Annotated in this window: 19 protein-coding genes and 1 riboswitch; of the genes, 18 read left to right on the forward strand and 1 reads right to left on the reverse strand. The window is 65.4% G+C overall.

The features are described 5' to 3' along the window. The first annotated feature begins 39 nt into the window (after positions 1-39). A complete protein-coding gene (locus P0D87_RS15330; protein ID WP_053858624.1) occupies positions 40-735 on the forward strand; it encodes a DUF4136 domain-containing protein in 696 nt (231 codons plus the stop codon). A gap of 76 nt (positions 736-811) precedes the next feature. Here P0D87_RS15330 and P0D87_RS15335 read toward each other — a convergent pair whose 3' ends face one another. Then, positions 812-1384, reverse strand: a complete 573-nt coding sequence (locus P0D87_RS15335) for a TMEM165/GDT1 family protein (protein ID WP_006050192.1) — start codon at positions 1382-1384, stop codon at positions 812-814. 10 nt (positions 1385-1394) lie between these two features. Continuing rightward, a riboswitch (yybP-ykoY riboswitch) is annotated at positions 1395-1613 on the reverse strand. Positions 1614-2135: 522 nt separating this feature from the next. Here P0D87_RS15335 and P0D87_RS15340 point away from each other — a divergent pair. From P0D87_RS15340 to P0D87_RS15420, 17 genes are read left to right on the forward strand one after another with little or no spacing between them, the layout of a single operon-like run. Next, positions 2136-2840 (forward strand): beta-ketoacyl synthase chain length factor, encoded by a 705-nt coding sequence (locus tag P0D87_RS15340; RefSeq protein WP_053859081.1) that lies wholly within the window; start codon positions 2136-2138, stop codon positions 2838-2840. Continuing rightward, positions 2824-3618 (forward strand): lysophospholipid acyltransferase family protein, encoded by a 795-nt coding sequence (locus P0D87_RS15345; RefSeq protein ID WP_006050194.1) that lies wholly within the window; start codon positions 2824-2826, stop codon positions 3616-3618. The genes P0D87_RS15340 and P0D87_RS15345 overlap by 17 nt, the downstream gene beginning before the upstream one ends. Then, positions 3593-3892 carry a phosphopantetheine-binding protein gene (locus P0D87_RS15350; protein ID WP_006050195.1) on the forward strand — a complete coding sequence of 100 codons (300 nt, stop codon included), beginning with the start codon at positions 3593-3595 and terminating at the stop codon, positions 3890-3892. Before P0D87_RS15345 ends, P0D87_RS15350 begins: the two co-directional genes overlap by 26 nt. Next, entirely contained in the window at positions 3889-4146 is a 258-nt protein-coding gene (locus P0D87_RS15355) for an acyl carrier protein (RefSeq protein ID WP_006050196.1), read from the forward strand. The genes P0D87_RS15350 and P0D87_RS15355 overlap by 4 nt, the downstream gene beginning before the upstream one ends. Beyond that, on the forward strand, positions 4146-4808 hold the full coding sequence (locus P0D87_RS15360; RefSeq protein ID WP_053858623.1) for a COG4648 family protein: 663 nt from the start codon (positions 4146-4148) through the stop codon (positions 4806-4808). The genes P0D87_RS15355 and P0D87_RS15360 overlap by 1 nt, the downstream gene beginning before the upstream one ends. Continuing rightward, positions 4808-6514, forward strand: a complete 1707-nt coding sequence (locus tag P0D87_RS15365) for an ApeI family dehydratase (RefSeq protein ID WP_053858622.1) — start codon at positions 4808-4810, stop codon at positions 6512-6514. Before P0D87_RS15360 ends, P0D87_RS15365 begins: the two co-directional genes overlap by 1 nt. Next, complete coding sequence (locus tag P0D87_RS15370) at positions 6514-8238, forward strand: glycosyltransferase family 2 protein (RefSeq protein WP_053858621.1); 1725 nt, start codon at positions 6514-6516, stop codon at positions 8236-8238. Before P0D87_RS15365 ends, P0D87_RS15370 begins: the two co-directional genes overlap by 1 nt. Beyond that, positions 8225-9838: an HAL/PAL/TAL family ammonia-lyase gene (locus P0D87_RS15375; RefSeq protein ID WP_053858620.1), complete on the forward strand. Its 1614-nt coding sequence runs from the start codon at positions 8225-8227 to the stop codon at positions 9836-9838. Before P0D87_RS15370 ends, P0D87_RS15375 begins: the two co-directional genes overlap by 14 nt. Then, positions 9835-10266 (forward strand): acyl-CoA thioesterase, encoded by a 432-nt coding sequence (locus tag P0D87_RS15380; RefSeq protein WP_053858619.1) that lies wholly within the window; start codon positions 9835-9837, stop codon positions 10264-10266. The genes P0D87_RS15375 and P0D87_RS15380 overlap by 4 nt, the downstream gene beginning before the upstream one ends. Further along, positions 10254-10934: an outer membrane lipoprotein carrier protein LolA gene (locus P0D87_RS15385; protein WP_053858618.1), complete on the forward strand. Its 681-nt coding sequence runs from the start codon at positions 10254-10256 to the stop codon at positions 10932-10934. The genes P0D87_RS15380 and P0D87_RS15385 overlap by 13 nt, the downstream gene beginning before the upstream one ends. Then, complete coding sequence (locus P0D87_RS15390) at positions 10934-13399, forward strand: MMPL family transporter (RefSeq protein WP_053858617.1); 2466 nt, start codon at positions 10934-10936, stop codon at positions 13397-13399. Before P0D87_RS15385 ends, P0D87_RS15390 begins: the two co-directional genes overlap by 1 nt. Then, the gene (locus P0D87_RS15395; protein ID WP_053858616.1) at positions 13396-14592 is read left to right on the forward strand and encodes a beta-ketoacyl-[acyl-carrier-protein] synthase family protein; all 1197 of its coding nucleotides are present in this window, start codon (positions 13396-13398) and stop codon (positions 14590-14592) included. The genes P0D87_RS15390 and P0D87_RS15395 overlap by 4 nt, the downstream gene beginning before the upstream one ends. Before the next feature lie 5 nt (positions 14593-14597). Continuing rightward, entirely contained in the window at positions 14598-15083 is a 486-nt protein-coding gene (locus P0D87_RS15400) for a hotdog family protein (protein WP_053859080.1), read from the forward strand. Continuing rightward, positions 15080-15805 carry a 3-ketoacyl-ACP reductase FabG2 gene (locus P0D87_RS15405; RefSeq protein ID WP_006050206.1) on the forward strand — a complete coding sequence of 242 codons (726 nt, stop codon included), beginning with the start codon at positions 15080-15082 and terminating at the stop codon, positions 15803-15805. Before P0D87_RS15400 ends, P0D87_RS15405 begins: the two co-directional genes overlap by 4 nt. Continuing rightward, positions 15805-17031 (forward strand): beta-ketoacyl-ACP synthase, encoded by a 1227-nt coding sequence (locus tag P0D87_RS15410; RefSeq protein ID WP_053858615.1) that lies wholly within the window; start codon positions 15805-15807, stop codon positions 17029-17031. Before P0D87_RS15405 ends, P0D87_RS15410 begins: the two co-directional genes overlap by 1 nt. After that, positions 17028-18281, forward strand: a complete 1254-nt coding sequence (locus P0D87_RS15415) for a beta-ketoacyl-[acyl-carrier-protein] synthase family protein (protein WP_053858614.1) — start codon at positions 17028-17030, stop codon at positions 18279-18281. The genes P0D87_RS15410 and P0D87_RS15415 overlap by 4 nt, the downstream gene beginning before the upstream one ends. A gap of 55 nt (positions 18282-18336) precedes the next feature. Further along, entirely contained in the window at positions 18337-18762 is a 426-nt protein-coding gene (locus P0D87_RS15420; protein WP_044021313.1) for a hypothetical protein, read from the forward strand. The last annotated feature ends 54 nt before the right edge of the window (positions 18763-18816 follow it).

An 18816-nucleotide genomic window follows, 5' to 3' on the forward strand; every position in this document is an offset into this window, starting at 1 on the left:
TGAAAGACGAACGAACAGAAACGCTTCACGAGGTAGACCATGACAACGAATATCTGGACGCGCCGCGCCATGTTGCTGCTCGCGGCACTGAGCGTGCTGCTGTCCGGCTGCACGACCTACGTGACCACGCAGGTCACCGCGTTCTCCGACTGGAGCGGCAGCGACGCGGCCCGCACCTACGCGTTCACACGCGAGCCCGACCAGCGGAACAATCTCGAGCTGACCACGTATGAGCGCATCGTCGCCAACGAACTCGCCACGCATGCGTTCCGCCAGGTTGACGGCAACGACGCGCGCTATCTCGTCGGGCTCTCGTATGGAATCCGCTCGGACATGGTGACGGTGGCCGAGCCGGTCTACTACAACCCGTGGCCGGCGCCTTACTGGGGCTGGGGCCGTCCGTACGATCCGTGGGGGCCGTGGGGTCCGTTTCCCGCAGGCTACGTGAACCAGAGCTATCCGATCTTCACGCATCTGCTCGGCGTGCGGATCACCGAGCGCGCGACGGGCAAGGAGGTCTACAACGTGACCGCGCGCAACTCGGGCGGCGAGTCGTCGCTGGTGAGAGCCATGCCGTATCTGGCGCGCAGTGCGCTTGCCGACTTCCCGCTTGGCAACGGCGTCGTGCGCACGGTCAAGATTCCGCTCGGCAACAGCGCGGGTGCTTCCAACGAAACGCCGGTGCCGGCTGCAGCGTCGCCGGCTGCCGCGTCGGGCGCGAAAGCCGTGCAATGACCGCGACGCGACCGCAAGCGCGATAAAAGCGTGACAAGAGCGCGATGCCGGCAAATGCCGGCATCGCGCACCTTCGTCAGAGCCCGCCGCCGAACAGCGCCATCGTTCCGAGAACCACGAACAGCACGGCGGCGATGCCGTGCACGATGCCGGTCGGCAGACGGTGCGCGAAGCGGTCGCCGAGCAGGATCGCCGGGACGTTGGCGATCATCATGCCGAGCGTGGTGCCCGCCACCACGCCGAAGAAGTCGTGAAAGCGCGCGGCGAGCGCAACCGTCGCGATCTGCGTCTTGTCGCCCATTTCCGCGAGGAAGAAGGCCACGACAGTCGCGCCGAACACGCCAAGATGCGTGCGGTTCGTGTTGGCTTCTTCGTCGTCGAGCTTGTCGGGCACGAGAATCCACAAACCCATGCCGATGAATGAAATGGCCAGCGCCCAGCGCATGATGGCCGGCGTGAGCAGCGAGCCGAGCCACGCGCCGAGCGCGCCCGCGCCCGCGTGATTGACGAGCGTCGCGACCAGCACGCCGAGGATGATCGGCATCGGCTTGCGATAACGCGCGGCGAGCACGAGCGACAGCAACTGCGTCTTGTCGCCGATTTCGGCGAGCGCGACCGCTCCGGTGGAAATGAGGAAAGCGTGGAACACGTGGGTTGGAATCCGCGGGCCGGGAAATGAACGAGCGACGACCCACGACACGCCGGGCCCAATTGCGGCGGGGTGTGGGTCATCGGTCTCGCCAGGCCAGAGGCTGCGGCTGCCATGGCCATGACGGCCAAGTCTGTTGACAGGCGCCCCCGCGAGCGCACGTTGTTGCGAGCCCGGCTAGATGCCGGGCGAACGTGGCGCGGGGCGGCTACTCCCCAATGAGGGACGGATTATAGCAGGCGTCGCCGCGCGGCCGTTCTGCCGGGAGCAGAATTCGCGTGAAATCGGATCGCATGTATTCGACTGCAACAGTCGTCGCAGAAAGTTAATTGAAAGCATTCGCGGGATTCTCTTTGCGAACGCGACCGTCTGACAGTCGAATTCCCAAAAACCTACAGATGTAGGGATATTCCCAGGCCCAGATGGGAAATTTCTGCAAATCGCCATAGCACTCAAATTAGCGTCGTAAACGCGAGACGGATACAGATGGATACGTCTTTTGTGGCTGATTTAATTCAGAATATTCAGTATGATTCCGGCGACTAAGGAAGCCTGAGCCAAACTACACGGCCAATCGTCAATGGCCTAAATAATCGGGCCAAAGTGCCGTTAATTCGCTGAACCCTACAAAAGAAGTCTGGATTGTCCCCCGGCTGGAAATTGCCGGTCCGCGCGGCGCGCATACGCTGTGACGGCTGCGTATTCCGTCAGGCGCTTCAGCCTCTCCTTGCTTCAACGCGCGAACACCGATATGCCCGATCCGCACTGGACCATTCCGGTCGCTCGCTGGTCTAGCTGGCCTGCTGCCACCACCGCCGCACCCGACATCGGTTTTATCGAACCGATCGTGCGGCGGCGTCTCAGCACGCTCTCGAAAGCCGCGCTGAAGGTGGCGCACGATTGCGTCGGGGCCGACGAGGCGCGCGTCGTCTTCGCGTCGCGGCACGGCGAACTGCGCCGCACCACGGAGATTCTGCGCGCCATCAGTTCCGGCGAGCCGGTGTCGCCGACGGCCTTTAGCCTCTCGGTGCTCAATGCGATGACGGGCGTGTTCGGCATCGCGCGCGGCGACCGCTCGGCGGCGAGCGCCATTTCGGCGGGCCCGGAAACGCTCGGTTATGCGCTGCTCGAGGCGTATGCGCAACACGCAACGCAATTGGCGTCACCGGTCCTGCTGGTCTACGCCGACGAACCGGCCGACTCCGCCTACGGAACGATCGACGATGAAGTGCAGGGCGGGGCAGTCGCGCTGCTCTTGAGTAACGAAACGGCGCTCGGCCATCTGGTCTGTACACGGTCCGCGTCGCCGCGCCTGTACGACCAGGAGGAGCCCGCAGCAACCCGCTTCGCCACGCAAAGCCAGGCGCTGCTGCATTGTCTTGAAACCGGCGAGCCCGCGGCCTGGCAGGGCGCCGGCGTCCTTTGGCAGTGGGAGTGGCATGACCGCGCGGCTTGACTACACGTGGCGATTCTTCGCCACGGGCATGGCTTTCGTCGTGTTCGGCATCTGCGGCGTGCTGTTTTCGGTGCTGGTGTTTCCGCTCGCGTGGCTGTGGCCGCATCGCGCGTCGCGGCAGTTCGCGGTGACGAGCATCATCCACTGGTTTTTCCGCGCGCTCGTCGGCGCGTTGCAACTGATCGGCGTGATGAAGCTCGAAGTGTCGGGCGGCGAGGCGCTGCGTGCGCGCGGTCCGTCGATCGTGGTGGCCAACCACCCGACCTACCTCGACGTGATGGTGCTGCTTTCGCTCACGCCGCACGCATGCTGCGTCGTGAAAAACGCGCATTGGAGCAACCCGTGTTTCTGGGGCATCGTGCGTTCGGCGGAATACGTGAGCAACGCCGATCCGGCGGAGCTCGTCGAAGCAGGCGCAAGGCAGCTCGCGGCAGGCTATACGATGATCATTTTTCCCGAAGGCACGCGCAGTCCCGCGCGCAACCGGCTGCATGCGTTTTCGCGCGGCTTCGCGCACATGGCGCTGAAGGTGGACGCGCCGATCGTGCCGGTGCTGATGGATTGCGATCCGCCCGCGTTCACGAAACAGATGCGCTGGTACGACGTGCCGGCGCGAGCGTTCCGCATGCGCGTGAACGTGCTGGAGCCGCTCGGCGTCGAGCGGCTCGCGGCAGACGACACAACACCGGCTCTCGCTGCGCGCAGCGTGACGAGCGCCGTCGAAGCACACATTACCCGGCACCTGTTCGATTATGGATTCTTTAAAACTGGAAATTAAGCAGCTTCTGATCGAGGCACTCGATCTGGAAGACCTGAGCCCCGCCGATATCGACGACGATGCACCGTTGTTCGATACCGACGGTATCGGTCTCGATTCGATCGACGCACTGGAAATCGGCATCGTGCTGCGCAAACAATATCAATTGACCATTGCGGCAAACGACGACCGCACGCGCGAGCACTTTCGCTCCATCAGCACGCTGGCCGCGCTGGTGGCAAGTCAGCGCGAAGCGGCGCACGCCGCGAACGAAACCAACAGCAAAGGGGAATGACCGTGTCCGAGGCAGAGATTCTTGAACGCATCCGCGCCATCTTTAAAGAGAACTTCGCAATCGAGCCCGAGCGCGTGACGCCCGACGCGCATCTGTTCGAAGACCTCGATCTGGACAGCATCGACGCGGTCGATCTCGCGATCAAGCTCCAGGAAATGACCGGGCGCCGCATCAAGCCGGAAGAGTTCAAATCGGTGCGCACGGTCGGCGACGTGATCGGCGCGGTCGAATCGCTGCTGGCGGCTCAAGGCTGATGCCGGCAGTGCGTTCGCGCACACGGGCGGCCGATCAGCCCGCCGCAAGCGCTTCGTCCGCGGCTGAACGCCATTGGCTGAAGGCGGTCGTGCAAGTGCTGGTGAAGCTCGCGTATCCCGCGTTGATTCTGTGCGCGTGGCGTTGGGACACGCCGCGTTACGTCGGCTGCATGCTGTTTGCGATTCTGTGGCTGCAGCGCTGGGCAGGCAGCGGTCCGGTCGCGACTTCGCTGCGGCGTCTTTCCGCCATCGACTGGACCGTGGTCGGCTTGCTGAGCTGCGCGTCGGCGGCCATCGTGCTCACCAACAGCGAGCTGCTGTTGCGCCTCTATCCGTCGCTCGTCAATCTCGGGCTCCTAATCGCGTTCGGCGCGACGCTCGTGCGCGGTCCGTCGATGATCGAAAAATTCGCGCGCCTCGGCAAACCGGATTTGCCGCCGGGCGCAGTGCGCCACACGCGGCGCGTCACTCAGGTGTGGTGTGTGTTCTTTCTACTGAACGGTGCTTTTTCCGCGTATACCGCGCTCTACTGGAGCCGCGCAAGCTGGTCGCTGTATAACGGCGCGATTGCTTATCTGCTGATCGGTGTGCTGCTGATCGCCGAGGTCGTGTGGCGCTATCTCGTCGTGCTGCCGCGAGCCGCGCGTTCGGAGGCGGCGTGATGATCGCGTTGCACGACCTGTTGTCCGTTCCGCTCGATGCCGCCGCTTCACGCGTTGCCGTTTGCCGCGATCGCACGGCGCTACTCGATCGCGCCGCGTTTCGCGCGCGCGTCGCGGCGCTCGTTGCGCTGATGCAATCGCAAGCGGCGCAACGCTATGCACTGTGTATCGACGATCCGTTCGATTTCGCGTGCGCGTTGTTCGCGCTCTTCGCGTGCGGCAAGGAGCCGGTGATTCCGGCGAACGCGACGCCCGGCTATCTTGCCGATCTCGCCGACGCGTACGACGTCGTGCTGACCGACGCGACGCTGCAGTTGCATGTGCAAGCCGATGCGCAAGCCGAGGCAGCCGCGTCCGCGCTCGACAAAAACATCGACCCCCAAGCGCCGCTCACGCTCTACACCTCGGGCAGCAGCGGCCGTCCGAAGCCGATCCGCAAAACGCTCGCGCAGTTCAACGCCGAAGTGCACACGCTCGAGAAGCAGTGGGGCGCGCTCGTCGGCGACGCAACCATGCTCGCGAGCGTGCCGCATCACCATATCTACGGTCTGCTGTTTCGCGTGATGTGGCCGCTTGCCGCCGGCCGCGCATTCGATCGCGAGATCAGCATCGAACCGCTGCATCTGCAAACGCAGATCGCGCAATGCGGCGCAGCCGTGATCGTATCGACGCCCGCGCAGTTGTCGCGCTGGCCCGCGCTGCCAGGCTTCGCCGCATTGACGCCCGCGCCGCGCGCGGTTTTTTCGTCGGGCGGTCCGCTCGCGCTCGAAGCCGCGCAGCAATATGCGGCGGCTTACGGCGCCGCGCCGCTCGAAATCTACGGCAGCACGGAAACGGGCGGCATTGCATGGCGTCGTCAGGACCAGACCGATGCATGGCAAGCGACGACCGGCATCGAAGTGCGTTGCGACGAAGACGGTGCGCTCAACGTGCGCTCGCCGCATCTCGACCATGGCGGCTGGCATCGCACCGACGACAAGATCGCGTTCGACGCGCAAGGCCGTTTCCGTTTGCAGGGCCGTCTCGATCGCGTGCTGAAGCTCGACGGCAAGCGTGTGTCGCTGCCGGAACTCGAAGCGCGTCTCACGCTGCATCCGTATGTGATGCAAGCGGCAATCGCGCCGCTCGAAGGCGGCGCGCGTGAGCGCGTCGGCGCGGTCGTCGCGTTAACCGAAGCGGGCAACGACGCTTTGCGCGACGAAGGCCGCGTGGTCCTCGCACAAAACCTGCGTCGCCATCTCGCCGATTACTTCGACGCGGTCGTGTTGCCGCGCCATTGGCGCTTTCGTCTCGCGTTGCCGTTCGACGCGCGCGGCAAGCTGCCGGTGTCCGCGGTTGCGGCGGCGTTCGAGCCGCGCGCCGAAGGTTTCGAGCTGCTCGCCGAAGCGCGCGCAGGCGACACGCTGCACTACGAACTGCGCGTGCCGCCCACGCTGTTTCATTTCGCCGGCCATTTTCCCGGGCTGCCGATTCTGCCGGGCGTCGTGCAAGTCGATTGGGCGGTGCGTCTGGCCGCCGAACAACTGCCGTGCGCGCACAGCGTCGCATCGGTCGACCGGTTGAAGTTCATGGCGCCGGTGTCGCCCGGCGCGGTGTTGAAGCTCACGCTCGCGCACGATAGCGCGCGTCAGCGCGTGCAGTTTGCGTACCGCGTGAACGAGCGCGATTGCGCATCGGGCGTGATCGTTTATCGGGAGAGCGCGTGATGAATTTCGCTCCCTGCATCGTGATCCCGATCTACAACCACAAGGACGCGATCGGCGCGACCGTCGCGCATCTCGCGGTGCACGGCTTGCCGATTTTCATCGTCGACGACGGCAGCGACGAAGCCACCCAACAGGTGCTCGCCGAGCTTGCACAGCAATACGTGCAGCAAGTCTCGCTGCTGCGTCTGCCGGTCAACGGCGGCAAAGGCGCGGCGGTGATGGCGGGCCTGCGCGCCGCGCGCAACGCGAAGTACACGCACGCATTGCAGATCGACGCGGACGGCCAGCACGACGCCAATGACGTGCCGCGTTTCGTCGAAGCCGCGCGCGCCGAACCCGGCGCGGTCATTCTGGGCCGTCCGGTGTATGACGAGAGCGTGCCGAAAGCGCGACTCTACGGCCGTTATCTGACGCACGTGTGGGTGTGGATCGAAACGCTGTCGCTCACCATCCGCGATTCGATGTGCGGCTTTCGCCTCTATCCGCTTGGGCTCGCGTGCGAGCTAATCGACAGCGTGCAGTTACCCACACGCATGGACTTCGACATCGAGATTCTGGTGCGCCTGTATTGGCGGCGCGCCGCGTTTCGCGCGATTCCCACGCGCGTCACGTATGCGAGCGACGGCGTCTCGCATTTCGACGTGCTGTGGGACAACGTGCGCATCAGCCGCAGTCATACGCGGCTCGTGTGCGGCATGCTGCTGCGTCTGCCGATGCTCGTCGCGCACAAGTTCATGCCGCGCCGCGCCGCGCTCGCGGACGTGCAAAGCGAGGCGAACGCGCAGGACTGGTGGCGTATCGCGGAGCGCGGCAGTCACCTCGGCATGTCGTTGCTCGCGCTTAGTTGCAAACTGTTCGGCCGACGTTTCACCGCGCTATGGCTGCATCCGATCGTCGCGTATTTTCTGCTGACGGGACGTGCCGCGCGCGAGGCCTCGGCCAATTACTTCACGCGTTTGCGCGAGGCCGCGCCGCATGGCGAGACGCCGCGACCCGGCTGGCTGTCCGCGTATCGACACATGCTGGCGTTCGCGCAATCGGGCTTCGACAAGCTCGCCGCGTGGTCCGGCCGCGTCAACAATGCCGACGTCAAGTTCGAAGATCCTTCGGCGTTCGAAGCATTGGTCGCGAGCGGCAAGGGCGCGCTGGTGATCGGCGCGCATCTCGGCAATCTGGAGATGACGCGTGCGCTCGCCGCGCAGGGCGCCTACGCGAAAGTCACGGCTGTCGTCTATACGGAACATGCGCGGCGCTTCAATAGCGTGCTCGCGTCGGCGAACAGCGAGTTCGCGCGGCATCTGCTCGAAGTCGCGGACTTCGGGCCTGAAACGGCGATGCTGATGCAGCAGCGTGTCGACGCCGGCGAACTGCTCGTGATTGTCGGCGACCGCGTGCCCGCGCACGAAGCGGGCCGCACCACCCAGGCGCGCTTTCTCGGCGCCGACGCGCCTTTCGCGCAGGGACCATACGTGCTCGCGCATGCGCTCGGCTGTCCGGTGTATTTGTTCTTCTGCCTGAAAGAGCAGGGCGGTTATCGTCTTTACTTCGAGCCGTTCGCGGAGCGCATCGAGTTGCCGCGGCGCGAACGCACGCAGCATCTCGCGGCGTGGGCGCAGCGTTATGCCGCGCGTCTCGAACACTATTGCCGCAAGGCACCTTATCAATGGTTCAACTTCTTCGATTTCTGGGCCAGCCCCAAGCGAGGCGCGAATGGCCGAACATGATCTGATCGACGCGCCGGATGCCGGCGTGCAAGCGGTTTCAAATCGCGGCGGCAACGCGGCTCCGGTGGTGATCGGCGCACGCAAGCTGACTATTGAGGACGTCGTCGCGATCGCGCAGCATCGCGCGCCGGTCGCATTGAATACGGACCCCGAGTGGCGCGCGCGCATTCAACGCGGCGCGGATTTCCTGCGCCGCCATCTCGCGGCGGGCGCGACGGTCTACGGCGTCAACACCGGTTACGGCGACGCCTGCGTGGTCGACGTGCCGATGGAACTCGTCGAAGCCTTGCCGCTGCAACTCACGCGTTACCACGGTTGCGGCATGGGCCGCTATCTGGACGACGGCGAGACGCTTGCCGTCATCGCCGCGCGTCTGAACTCGCTCGCGTATGGTTTTTCGGGCGTGCGCCCCGTGCTGCTCGAACGTCTCGCGGACCTCGTCAATCATCGCGTGTTGCCGCGCATTCCGGCCGAAGGCTCGGTCGGCGCGAGCGGCGATCTCACGCCGCTTTCGTATGTCGCCGCCGCACTCGCGGGCGAACGCGAAGTCATGTTCGAAGGACGCCTGCGCGACGTGCGCGAAGTGTGGAGCGAACTCGGACACACGCCGCTCACGCTCGCGCCCAAGGAAGGCCTCGCGCTGATGAACGGCACGGCAGTCATGACCGGACTCGCGTGTCTCGCGTTCGCGCGCGCGGATCATCTGACGCGGCTCGCCGCGCGCCTGACCGCGCTGTGCACCGTCGCGCTCGACGGCCGCGCCGCGCATTTCGACGCGACGCTCTTCGAAGTGAAACCGCATGCGGGCCAGGCCGAAGCCGCCGCCTGGATTCGCGCCGATCTCGAAGGACGCGACGATACGCCGGGTCATCGCTTGCAGGACCGCTATTCGATTCGCTGCGCGCCGCACGTGATCGGCGTCGCGCGCGATGCGCTGAGCTGGGTGCGCCGCGACATCGAAAACGAATTGAACAGCGCGAACGACAACCCGCTGATCGACCCCGACAACGAACGTGTTTTGCATGGCGGAAACTTTTACGGCGGCCATATTGCGTTCGCGATGGACTCGCTGAAAGTGGCGGTCGCCAATCTCGCCGATCTGATGGACCGGCAACTGGCGCTGCTCGTCGATGTGAACTTCAACAACGGTTTGCCGCGCAACCTGAGCGGCGCCGCGCCCGCGCGTGCGGCCATCAATCACGGCTTCAAGGCCGTGCAGATTTCGTCGTCCGCGTGGACGGCGGAGGCGCTGAAGAACACGATGCCCGCCAGCGTGTTTTCGCGTTCGACCGAAGCTCACAATCAGGACAAGGTCAGCATGGGCACGATCGCCGCGCGCGACTGCCTGCGTGTGCTCGAATTGACCGAGCAGGTCGCGGCCGCGCATACGCTTGCCACCGTGCAGGCGGCGCGTTTGCGCCTGCGAATCGACAGTGCGACGCCGGTGCCCGCGCCGTTGCAAACGTTCGTGGAAAACGTCGGCGCACAATCGCCTTTCGTCGACGATGACCGCGCGCTCGAATCCGATCTGCGCGCACTGACCGCGCGCATCGCCGCATGCGAGTTGCTGCACGACTATCGCGGAGGCTCAGAAGCATGAGCGCCGCCCGCAAGGTATTGAGCGCGAGCGCGACGGTCGAAGTGCCGTTTCACGACGTCGATGCAATGAACGTGTGCTGGCACGGCCATTATCTGAAGTACTTCGAGATCGGCCGCGCGGCGCTGTTGCGCGCGTTCGACTACGACTACCGCGAAATGCAGGCGTCGGGTTATCTGTGGCCGATTGTCGAAGCGCACTTGAAGTACGTGCGTCCGGCAACCTACGGCCAGAAACTCGACGTGCGCACGCAACTGCTCGAACACGAAAACCGCCTGAAAATAGGCTATGAAATCGTCGATTGCGCGTCGGGCACGCGGCTCACGAAGGGCTACACGATTCAGGTGGCTGTCGATGCCGCGACGCAGGAATTGCAATTCGTGTCGCCGCCCGTCGTGTTCGAGAAACTGGAGCGCGTATGGGCAGCATGAATTGCTACGGGCGACTAAGCAAAGCGCTATGCAACGCGCTATGCGCTCTCGCGCTTTCGGGCGCGTTGAGCGTGGCCGCATCGCCGGCTTCGGCGGCATCCACTGACGGCAACCCCGCACTCGTCTCGCAGATCGCATCGCACCTTGCCGCGGCCAAGGGCGTGCGCGCGCAGTTCACGCAGACGCAGACACTCGCCGCGATGAAGCAGCCGCTCGTCAGCACCGGCTCGCTGCTGTTCGTGCGCGAGCGCGGCGTGATCTGGCAAATCGCGACGCCGTACAAAGCCACGTATGTGATTACCGATGCAGGCGTCGCCGAAGTCAACGCCAACGGTCAGCGTGTCACGGCGCACAGCGCGCACGGCACGCGCGGCGTCGCGCAAGTCTCGAAGATGATGCGCGCGATGCTCGGCGGCGATCTGTCCGCGCTGTATTCGCAATTCGACGTAGAGGCCGAAGGCAGCCCCACGCACTGGCGCATGCAGCTCACGCCGAACCAGCCGCAAATCGCGCAGTCCATCAAAGGCTTGCAGATGAGCGGCGGCGATTATCTGCAGAACCTGCGCATTGCGCTTGCCAACGGCGATACGACGCAACTGGAGTTCAGTAAAAGCGAGGCGGTGAGCGAACTCGCGCCGGCCGAACGCAGCCTGTTCGGGACGCCGTAATGGATTTGCTGCGACACAGATCCGCGAGACAGACATGGGGCGTGCGCGCCGCGTGGCTCGCGCTCGCGCTCGTCGCAGCGCTGTATTGCGGCTGGCGTTTCGCGGGACCGTCACCGTTGCAGACCAATTTGCTCGCGCTGTTGCCCGCGACCGAAGCGGACCCCGTCGCGGAAAAAGCCGTCGATATGCTCGCGAGCGCGCTCGGCGACCGCACCGTTTTTCTCGTCACGAGTCACGACGACGCGCACGCGAAAGCGGCGGCGAAACAGCTCGGCGCATCGCTGCGGACAAGCGGCGCATTCGCTTCGGTGACGGCGGAATTGCCGCCGTTCGATCTGTCGCAAATCGCGGCGTTGTACATGCCGTATCGCTTCGGCTTGCTGACGCCTGCCGATCGTGCGGCAATCGCCGGCGCGAACGCAGCGGATTCGACGCTGCGCGATGCGCTGGCTCAGCGCATCTACAGTCCGCTGCGCGGCGGCCTCACCACGTCGCTATCGGACGATCCGTTCGGCTGGCTCGAACATTGGCTCGGCAATCTGCCGCTTGCCACGTCGAATCTCGAACTCGAGGACGGGCTGCTCGTCTCGCATCGAGACAATGCGACAAGCGTGCTGATCGTCGCGACGCTGCCCGGCTCGGCCTATGAAACGAAGACGCAGCACGCGGTGCTCGGCGCGTTGGCGCAAGGCGAAAGCGCGCTGAAGCACGCGTTCCCCGACGTGTCGGTGGCGCGCACCGGCGCCGTGTTCTACGCCGAATCGGCGCGCAGCGCATCGGAGCGCGAAGTGCACGCGATCGGCATTGCGTCGCTCGTCGGCATTGCGTTGCTGATGATGTGGGTCTTCCGCTCGCCGCGCCTGCTGCTGCTCGGTTTCGTCTCGACCGCGCTCGGCATTGTCTGCGCGCTTGCGGTCACGTTGCTCGTATTCGGCAAGCTGCATCTGCTGACGCTCGTGTTCGGCGCGAGCCTGATTGGCGAAGCCGTCGATTATTCGATTCAGTATTTCGTCGTCTATCTCGGCGCGGGGCGCGACTGGGATGCGCGGCGCGGCGCACGCGCGGTGCGTCCCGCGTTGAGCGTCGCGCTGGCCACAAGCCTGCTCGGCTACGCGATCCTGACATGGGTGCCGTTTCCCGCGCTCAAGCAGATCGCGTGCTTTGCAATGGCGGGCATCGTGACGGCGTTCGCTTCGGTGATGTGGCTGTTGCCGGCGTTGCTGCCGCACGCGCCGAAGCGCAGCCCGCGGCGTCTGTTCGAGCGCGCCGCGCGCCTGCTCGGCGTGTGGCATCGCATGATCGGCGGCAAGCGCGCGTGGTTCGTCGCCGCGCTGCTGCTGATTGCCGCGATTCCTGGCTGGCTGCGCCTCACGAGCGACGACGACATCCATCTGCTGATCCAGCGCGATGCGTCGCTCGTCGCGCAGGAAGACAAGGTGCGCGAGGCGGTCGGCGTGGATAACAGCGCGCAATTTTTCGTCGTGCGCGGCGAGACGGCGGACGTCGTCTTGCAGCGGGCCGAAGCGCTCGGCGCGAAACTCGACGCGTTGAACGGCACGGCGGACAAGACGGGCGGTTATCAGTCGGTTGCGCAATTCGTGCCGTCCGCGCGTCGGCAGAATGAAGACCGTGCGTTGCTCGCGCAACATCTGTTTAACGACCCGGCCGCGTTGCGCGCGACGCTGCTGCAAGCAGGCTTCAAAGACGAAGTCGCCGATGCGTGGATCGCCGCTCAAGCGAAGCCGCAAGCGCTGTTGAGTATCGACTCATGGCTCGCCGCGCCGTGGTCGCAACCGTATCGGCATTTGTGGCTCGGCCAGGTCGACGCGGCGAGCCACGCGTATGCGGCTGTCGTGATTCCGCAAGGCGTGACGCCGCGCAACGAGTCCGCGTTGATCGCCATCGCGCAGGCGCTGCCGGGTGTCGCGTTCGTCGACAAAGCCGCGAGCGTGTCGAAGCTGTTCGGCGCGTATCGCGTGGATAGCGGCTGGTGGCTCGGCGGCGCGCTGACGCTCGTTCTGGTTCTGTTGATCGTGCGTTACGCTGCGCGGCGCGCTGTGTCACCGAATGCAGGCGGCGCAGTCTCTCTGCTTGAGCGCGTGCGCGGCGGCGTCGCGGTGACGTTGCCGGTGCTGCTCGCTGTCGGCGTCACGCTCGCCGCATTCGGTTATGCGCGGGTGCCGCTCAATCTGTTCAACTGGCTTGCGCTGATGCTCGTGCTCGGCGTGGGCGCAAACTACGCGGTGTTTCTGCGCGAAGGATGCCTGCGCGCGGACGCCGATCTCGGCGCGGTGTGGACCGGCGTGCTGTTGTCGGCGGCGACCACGCTGCTGTCGTTCGGCATGCTCGGCATGAGCGCGATGCCTGCGTTGAAGAGCTTCGGCGCGACGCTCGCGCTCGGCATCGCGGTATCGGTGCTGCTTGCACCGATCGGCATGCCATCGGAAACAAGGAGGGCCGCATGAAAGCGCCATCAGTTTATTTGCACGCGCTCGGCATGATCAACGCGCTCGGCGGCGACCTTGACAGCATCGTGCCGGCGCTCGCGGCGGGCGACGCGCGCGGCATGGCAAGCATGCACACCGGTATCGGCGACGCATTTGTCGGCAGCGTCGTGACGCCGCTCGAACTCGCGCCGTCCGCGGATCTCGCGCGCTACGACTGCCGTAATAACCGCTTGCTGCTCGCGGCGCTCGCGCAGATCGCGCCTGCCGTCGATGCAGCGCGCGAGCGCTATGGCGCGCATCGAATCGGCGTCGTGCTCGGCACGAGCACGTCCGGCATCGAAGCGGCGGAAGCCGCGTTCGTCTATCAGGCACAAGCGGGCGCGCTGCCGTCGAGCTTCAATTACCGGCAGATGGAGATCGGCACGGCCGCGCCGTTCGCGGCCGCGGCGCTCGGCGTGAAAGGACCGGCGTATACGATCTCGACCGCCTGCACGTCGAGCGCGAAGGCGTTCGCATCGGCGCGGCGCTTGTTGCAGTTGCAACTGTGCGACGCGGTCGTGGTGGGCGGCGTCGATTCGTTATGCGAGCTCACGGTGCAAGGCTTTGCGTCGCTCGAATCGACGAGCAGCGCGCGCAGCAATCCGATGAGCCGCAATCGCTGCGGCATCAATGTCGGCGAAGGCGCAGCCGTGTTCCTGATGAGCCGCGACGAAGCGGCGGTGCGTCTTGCGGGCGTCGGCGAATCGAGCGACGCGCATCACATTTCGTCGCCCGATCCGCAAGGCGTGGGCGGCGAACTCGCGTTGCGCGAGGCGCTGGCCGATGCGGGCATTGCGCCGTCGTCTATCGGCTATGTGAATCTGCACGCCACGGCGACGCGCAAGAACGACGAGATGGAAGCGAGCCTGATGTCGCGCGTCTTTCCCGAAGGTGTCGCGACGAGCGGCACAAAGCCGCTGACCGGTCATCAACTGGGCGCCGCGGGCGCGACGGAGCTTGGCTTCGTGTGGCTCACGCTCGCGCGTCAGGACGTTGCGCTGCCGCGCCATCTGTGGGACGGCGAGGCCGACCCGGCCCTGCCCGCGCTCGACCTCGTGGAAACCGAACGTTTCTTGCCGCGCGAGGCGGCCACGCAGGGAGCCACCCGATACGCGATGAGCAACTCGTTTGCATTCGGCGGCAGCAACGTCAGCCTGATTCTTGCAGGATGAGCGCGATGAACGACACGCTAACTATCGACGAACTGCTGCAGCAACCGATCGAAGCGATCATCCCGCATCGCGGCACCATGCTGCTGATCAACGGGGTCAACACGTTCAGCGAAGAGACGCTGACCGCGCGCGCGACCGTTCACGCCGACGCGTGGTACGCCGACGCGCAAGGCGCGATGCCCGCGTGGATCGGCATCGAACTGATGGCGCAGACCATTGCCGCGCATGTCGCGCTGCTGGCCATGCGAGGCGGCGGCCGTGCGCGGCCCGGCGTGCTGCTCGGTTCACGCAGCTACAAGGCGTTGCAGCCGAGCTTCGCAGGCGGCGCGCAACTGCTGGTTCACGCAACGGAACTTTTGCGCAGCGAGGAAGGCCACGGTGCGTACGAATGCACGATTCACGACGGCGACGTGTGCTGCGCCGAAGCCGTGATCAAGGTGTTTCAGCCAGCCGATTTTCAGTCATTCATTGAGGGGAGTTTCAGTTCATGAGCCGGCGTGTTCTCGTTACCGGCGCAAGCCGCGGCATTGGCCGCGCGATTGCGTACCAGTTGGCCGCGGACGGCTTCGCGGTGTCCGTGCATTGCCGGACCGGACGCACCGAAGCGGAAGCGGTCGCGACGGGCATCGCCGCGCAGGGCGGCACCGCGCGCGTGCTGCAGTTCGACGTGCGCGAGCGCGCGGTGTGCCGCGAAGTGCTCGAAGCCGATGTCGCGGCGCATGGCCCGTACTACGGCATCGTATGCAGCGCGGGCGTCACGCGCGACGCCGCGTTTCCCGCGCTCAGCGACGAAGACTGGGACATCGTGATCGAAACCGGCCTCGACTCGTTCTACAACGTCGTGCATCCGTTGACGATGCCGATGGTCCGCGCGCGCAAGGGCGGGCGCATCGTGACGATCGCGTCGGTGTCGGGCGTGATGGGCAATCGCGGCCAGGTGAACTACAGCGCGGCGAAGGCGGGTCTGATCGGCGCGACCAAGGCGCTCGCGGTCGAACTGGCGACGCGCAACATCACCGTCAATTGCGTGGCGCCCGGTCTGATCGAGACCGGCATGCTCGAAGAGATGCAGCTCGAACACGCGCTGAAGACGGTGCCGATGAACCGCGTCGGGCAGCCTGCGGAAGTGGCGTCGGTGGTCAGCTTCCTGATGTCGGATGCGGCCTCGTATGTCACGCGCCAGGTGATCGGCGTCAACGGCGGGATGATCTGATGAAGCGAGTCGTCATTACCGGCATGGGCGGCGTCACCGCGCTCGGCGATAGTTGGGACGCCATCGAAGCGCGCCTGAAAAGCGGCGTGAATGCCGTGCGGCGCATGCCCGAGTGGGATTACTTCGAATCGCTGCATACGCGGCTCGCGTGTCCGTTGCCGGGCTTCGTCGCGCCCGCGCATTATCCGCGCAAGAAAACGCGTTCGATGGGCCCTGTGTCGCTGTATTCGGTGCGCGCAAGCGAACTCGCGCTCGCCGATGCGGGCCTCGCCGACGACGCCAGCATCAAGGACGGCCGCATGGGCGTCGCCTACGGTTCGTCGTCGGGTTCGGTGCAGCCGATCCGCGCGTTCGGCACGATGCTTGAAACCGGCTCGATGAGCGACGTCACATCGAACAGCTACGTGCAGATGATGCCGCACACCACGGCCGTCAACGTGAGCCTGTTCTGGGACCTCAAGGGGCGCATCATTCCGACGTCATGCGCGTGCGCGTCGGGCAGCCAGGCGATCGGCTACGCGTATGAAGCGATTCAGACGGGCAAGCAGACGCTGATGCTCGCAGGCGGCGCCGAAGAATTGTCGGGGCCCGCCGTCGCCGTGTTCGACACCTTGTATGCGACGAGCACGCGCAACGACGAGCCGCATTTCACGCCGCGTCCTTTCGATGCCGCACGCGACGGCCTCGTGGTCGGCGAAGGCGCGGCCACGCTCGTGCTGGAGGAATACGAACACGCGGTGGCGCGCGGCGCGCGGATTCACGCCGAGATTGTCGGCTTCGGCTGCAATTCGGACGGCGCACACATGACGCAGCCGACCGCGGAAACGATGGCGCTCGCAATGCAGCTCGCGCTGAACGACGCGCAGCTTCCGCCCGACGCAATCGGGTATGTGAACGCGCACGGCACGTCGACGGATCGCGGCGATGTCGCCGAAAGCCACGCGACCCTTCAGACCTTCGGCGAGCGCATGCCGATCAGTTCGCTCAAGAGCTATGTCGGGCATACGCTCGGCGCGTGCGGCGCGCTCGAGGCGTGGTGGACCATCGAGATGATGAAGCGCAACTGGTACGCGCCCACGCTGAACCTGAACAATGTCGATCCGGCTTGCGCGCCGCTCGACTACATCGTTGGCACGGGCCGCGAGATCGACGCCGAACTCGTGATGAGCAACAACTTCGCGTTCGGCGGCATCAATACGTCGCTGATCTTCAGGCGCGTTCGATGAGCGTGAAGCTGCAACGCGTCGTGGTCACGGGCATGGGCATCGTGTCGTGCCTCGGCAATACGCTCGACGAAGTGTCGGCCGCGTTGCGTGCAGGCACGTCGCGCATCGAGCGGATCGACGCATGGCGCGAGCGTGGTTTCGGCTCGCAGGTCGCGGGCGTCGCATCGGTCGATAGCGAGCCGCCGTTCGAGCGCAAGCTCGAGCGCTTCATGGGGGATACCGCGCGTTTCGCGTGTCACGCCGCGAAGAAAGCGATTCACGATGCCGGCCTAGACGCCGCGATGTTGCGCTCGCCGCATGCGGGCACGGTGATCGGCTCGGGCGTCGGCACCATGTCGAGTTACGACGCGGCGATGGCCGTTGCGAACACGCGCGGCGTCGAAAAAGTGCCGCCGTATACGGTGCCGCATGCAATGAGCAGCACGGCGTCGGCGAATGTCGCACAGGTGTTCGGGCTCGAAGGCGTCAGCTATTCGCCGTCGTCGGCGTGCACGACGTCCGCGCTCGCGATCGGCCAGGCAATGCAACTGATCCAGACCGGCCGCCAGCAGATCGTGCTCGCGGGCGGCAGCGAGTCGTTGCACGACAACATGACGCTGATGTTCGACGCGATGGGCGCGCTGTCGCGCCGCTTCAACGATACGCCGCAGCGTGCGTCGCGTCCTTACGACAGCGAGCGCGACGGCTTCGTGATCGCGTCGGGCGGCGGCGTGCTCGTGCTGGAGGCGCTGGATCACGCGTTGGCGCGCGGCGCACGCATCTACGCGGAGCTAACGGGATTCGGCGATTGCACCGACGCCGGCATGGTCACGCCGCGCGCGGCGGGCATCGCGAGGGCGATGCGCGGCGCGCTGAACGAAGCGGGCAAGGCACCGGATTACATCAACACGCACGCGCCTTCCACGCCGCTTGGCGACGTCGAGGAACTGCGTGCGTTGACCCAGGTGTTCGGCGCGGCTTTGGAGCGAGGCATACCCGCGTTTTCATCGACGAAGGGCATGACCGGGCATCCGCTTGGCGCTTGCGGCGCACACGAGGCGATCTACACGCTGCTGATGATGCGCGACGGTTTCATCGCGGGAACACCGGGGATTGAAAGCGCGGGGATTGAAAGCGCGGAGCCGGCAATCGACGGCATGCCGCTCGTGCGCGAGACGCGCGACGCGCGCATCGATACGGCGATGTCGGTCTCGTTCGGGTTTGGCGGCAGTTGCGCGAGCTTGATGTTCGAGGCGTGGCGGGGCGGCTGAAACGGCCGCGATTTTAAAAACGAGGGGAATAAGAATGACAAAAGCAACGAAGAGAATGGTGAAAGCAGCGCTCATGCTGGGCACATTGACGATGGCAGCCGCAGCGCTGACGGGCTGCGCGACGCAAGTCAAATCGCTGCCGCTCGCGGCTGCGGGCGGCGAATCGCGCGGCGCCGTGCCGGTGTATTTCGGCGAGCAGAACCATCCCGCGGTGAAGCGCGATCTCGGCGACGTGTCGTACTCGGTGCGCATCGCGCGCAAGGTCGCCGATGCCGACGACGCATGCCGCGACGCGCTTACCGAAGCCATCGGCAAGCTGCGCGCGGCGGCACGCGAACGCAGCGCGAATGCGGTGATCGACATCAAGACGCGCTTTCACAGCAGCGAGAGCAATTCGTCGCGCGAGTTCACCTGCGGCGTAAGTCAGAGCGCCGCGGCGATTGCAGTGAGCGGCAGGCTCGTCGTGCTCGAGGCGAACTAAGGCGCGCTCGCTCGTGAGGCAATAGTAGATACGTCAATCGTAAAACTGATAACA

The sequence above is a fragment of the Paraburkholderia sp. RL17-368-BIF-A genome, assembly GCF_046054045.1.
Classification (GTDB): Bacteria; Pseudomonadota; Gammaproteobacteria; order Burkholderiales; family Burkholderiaceae; genus Paraburkholderia; species Paraburkholderia graminis.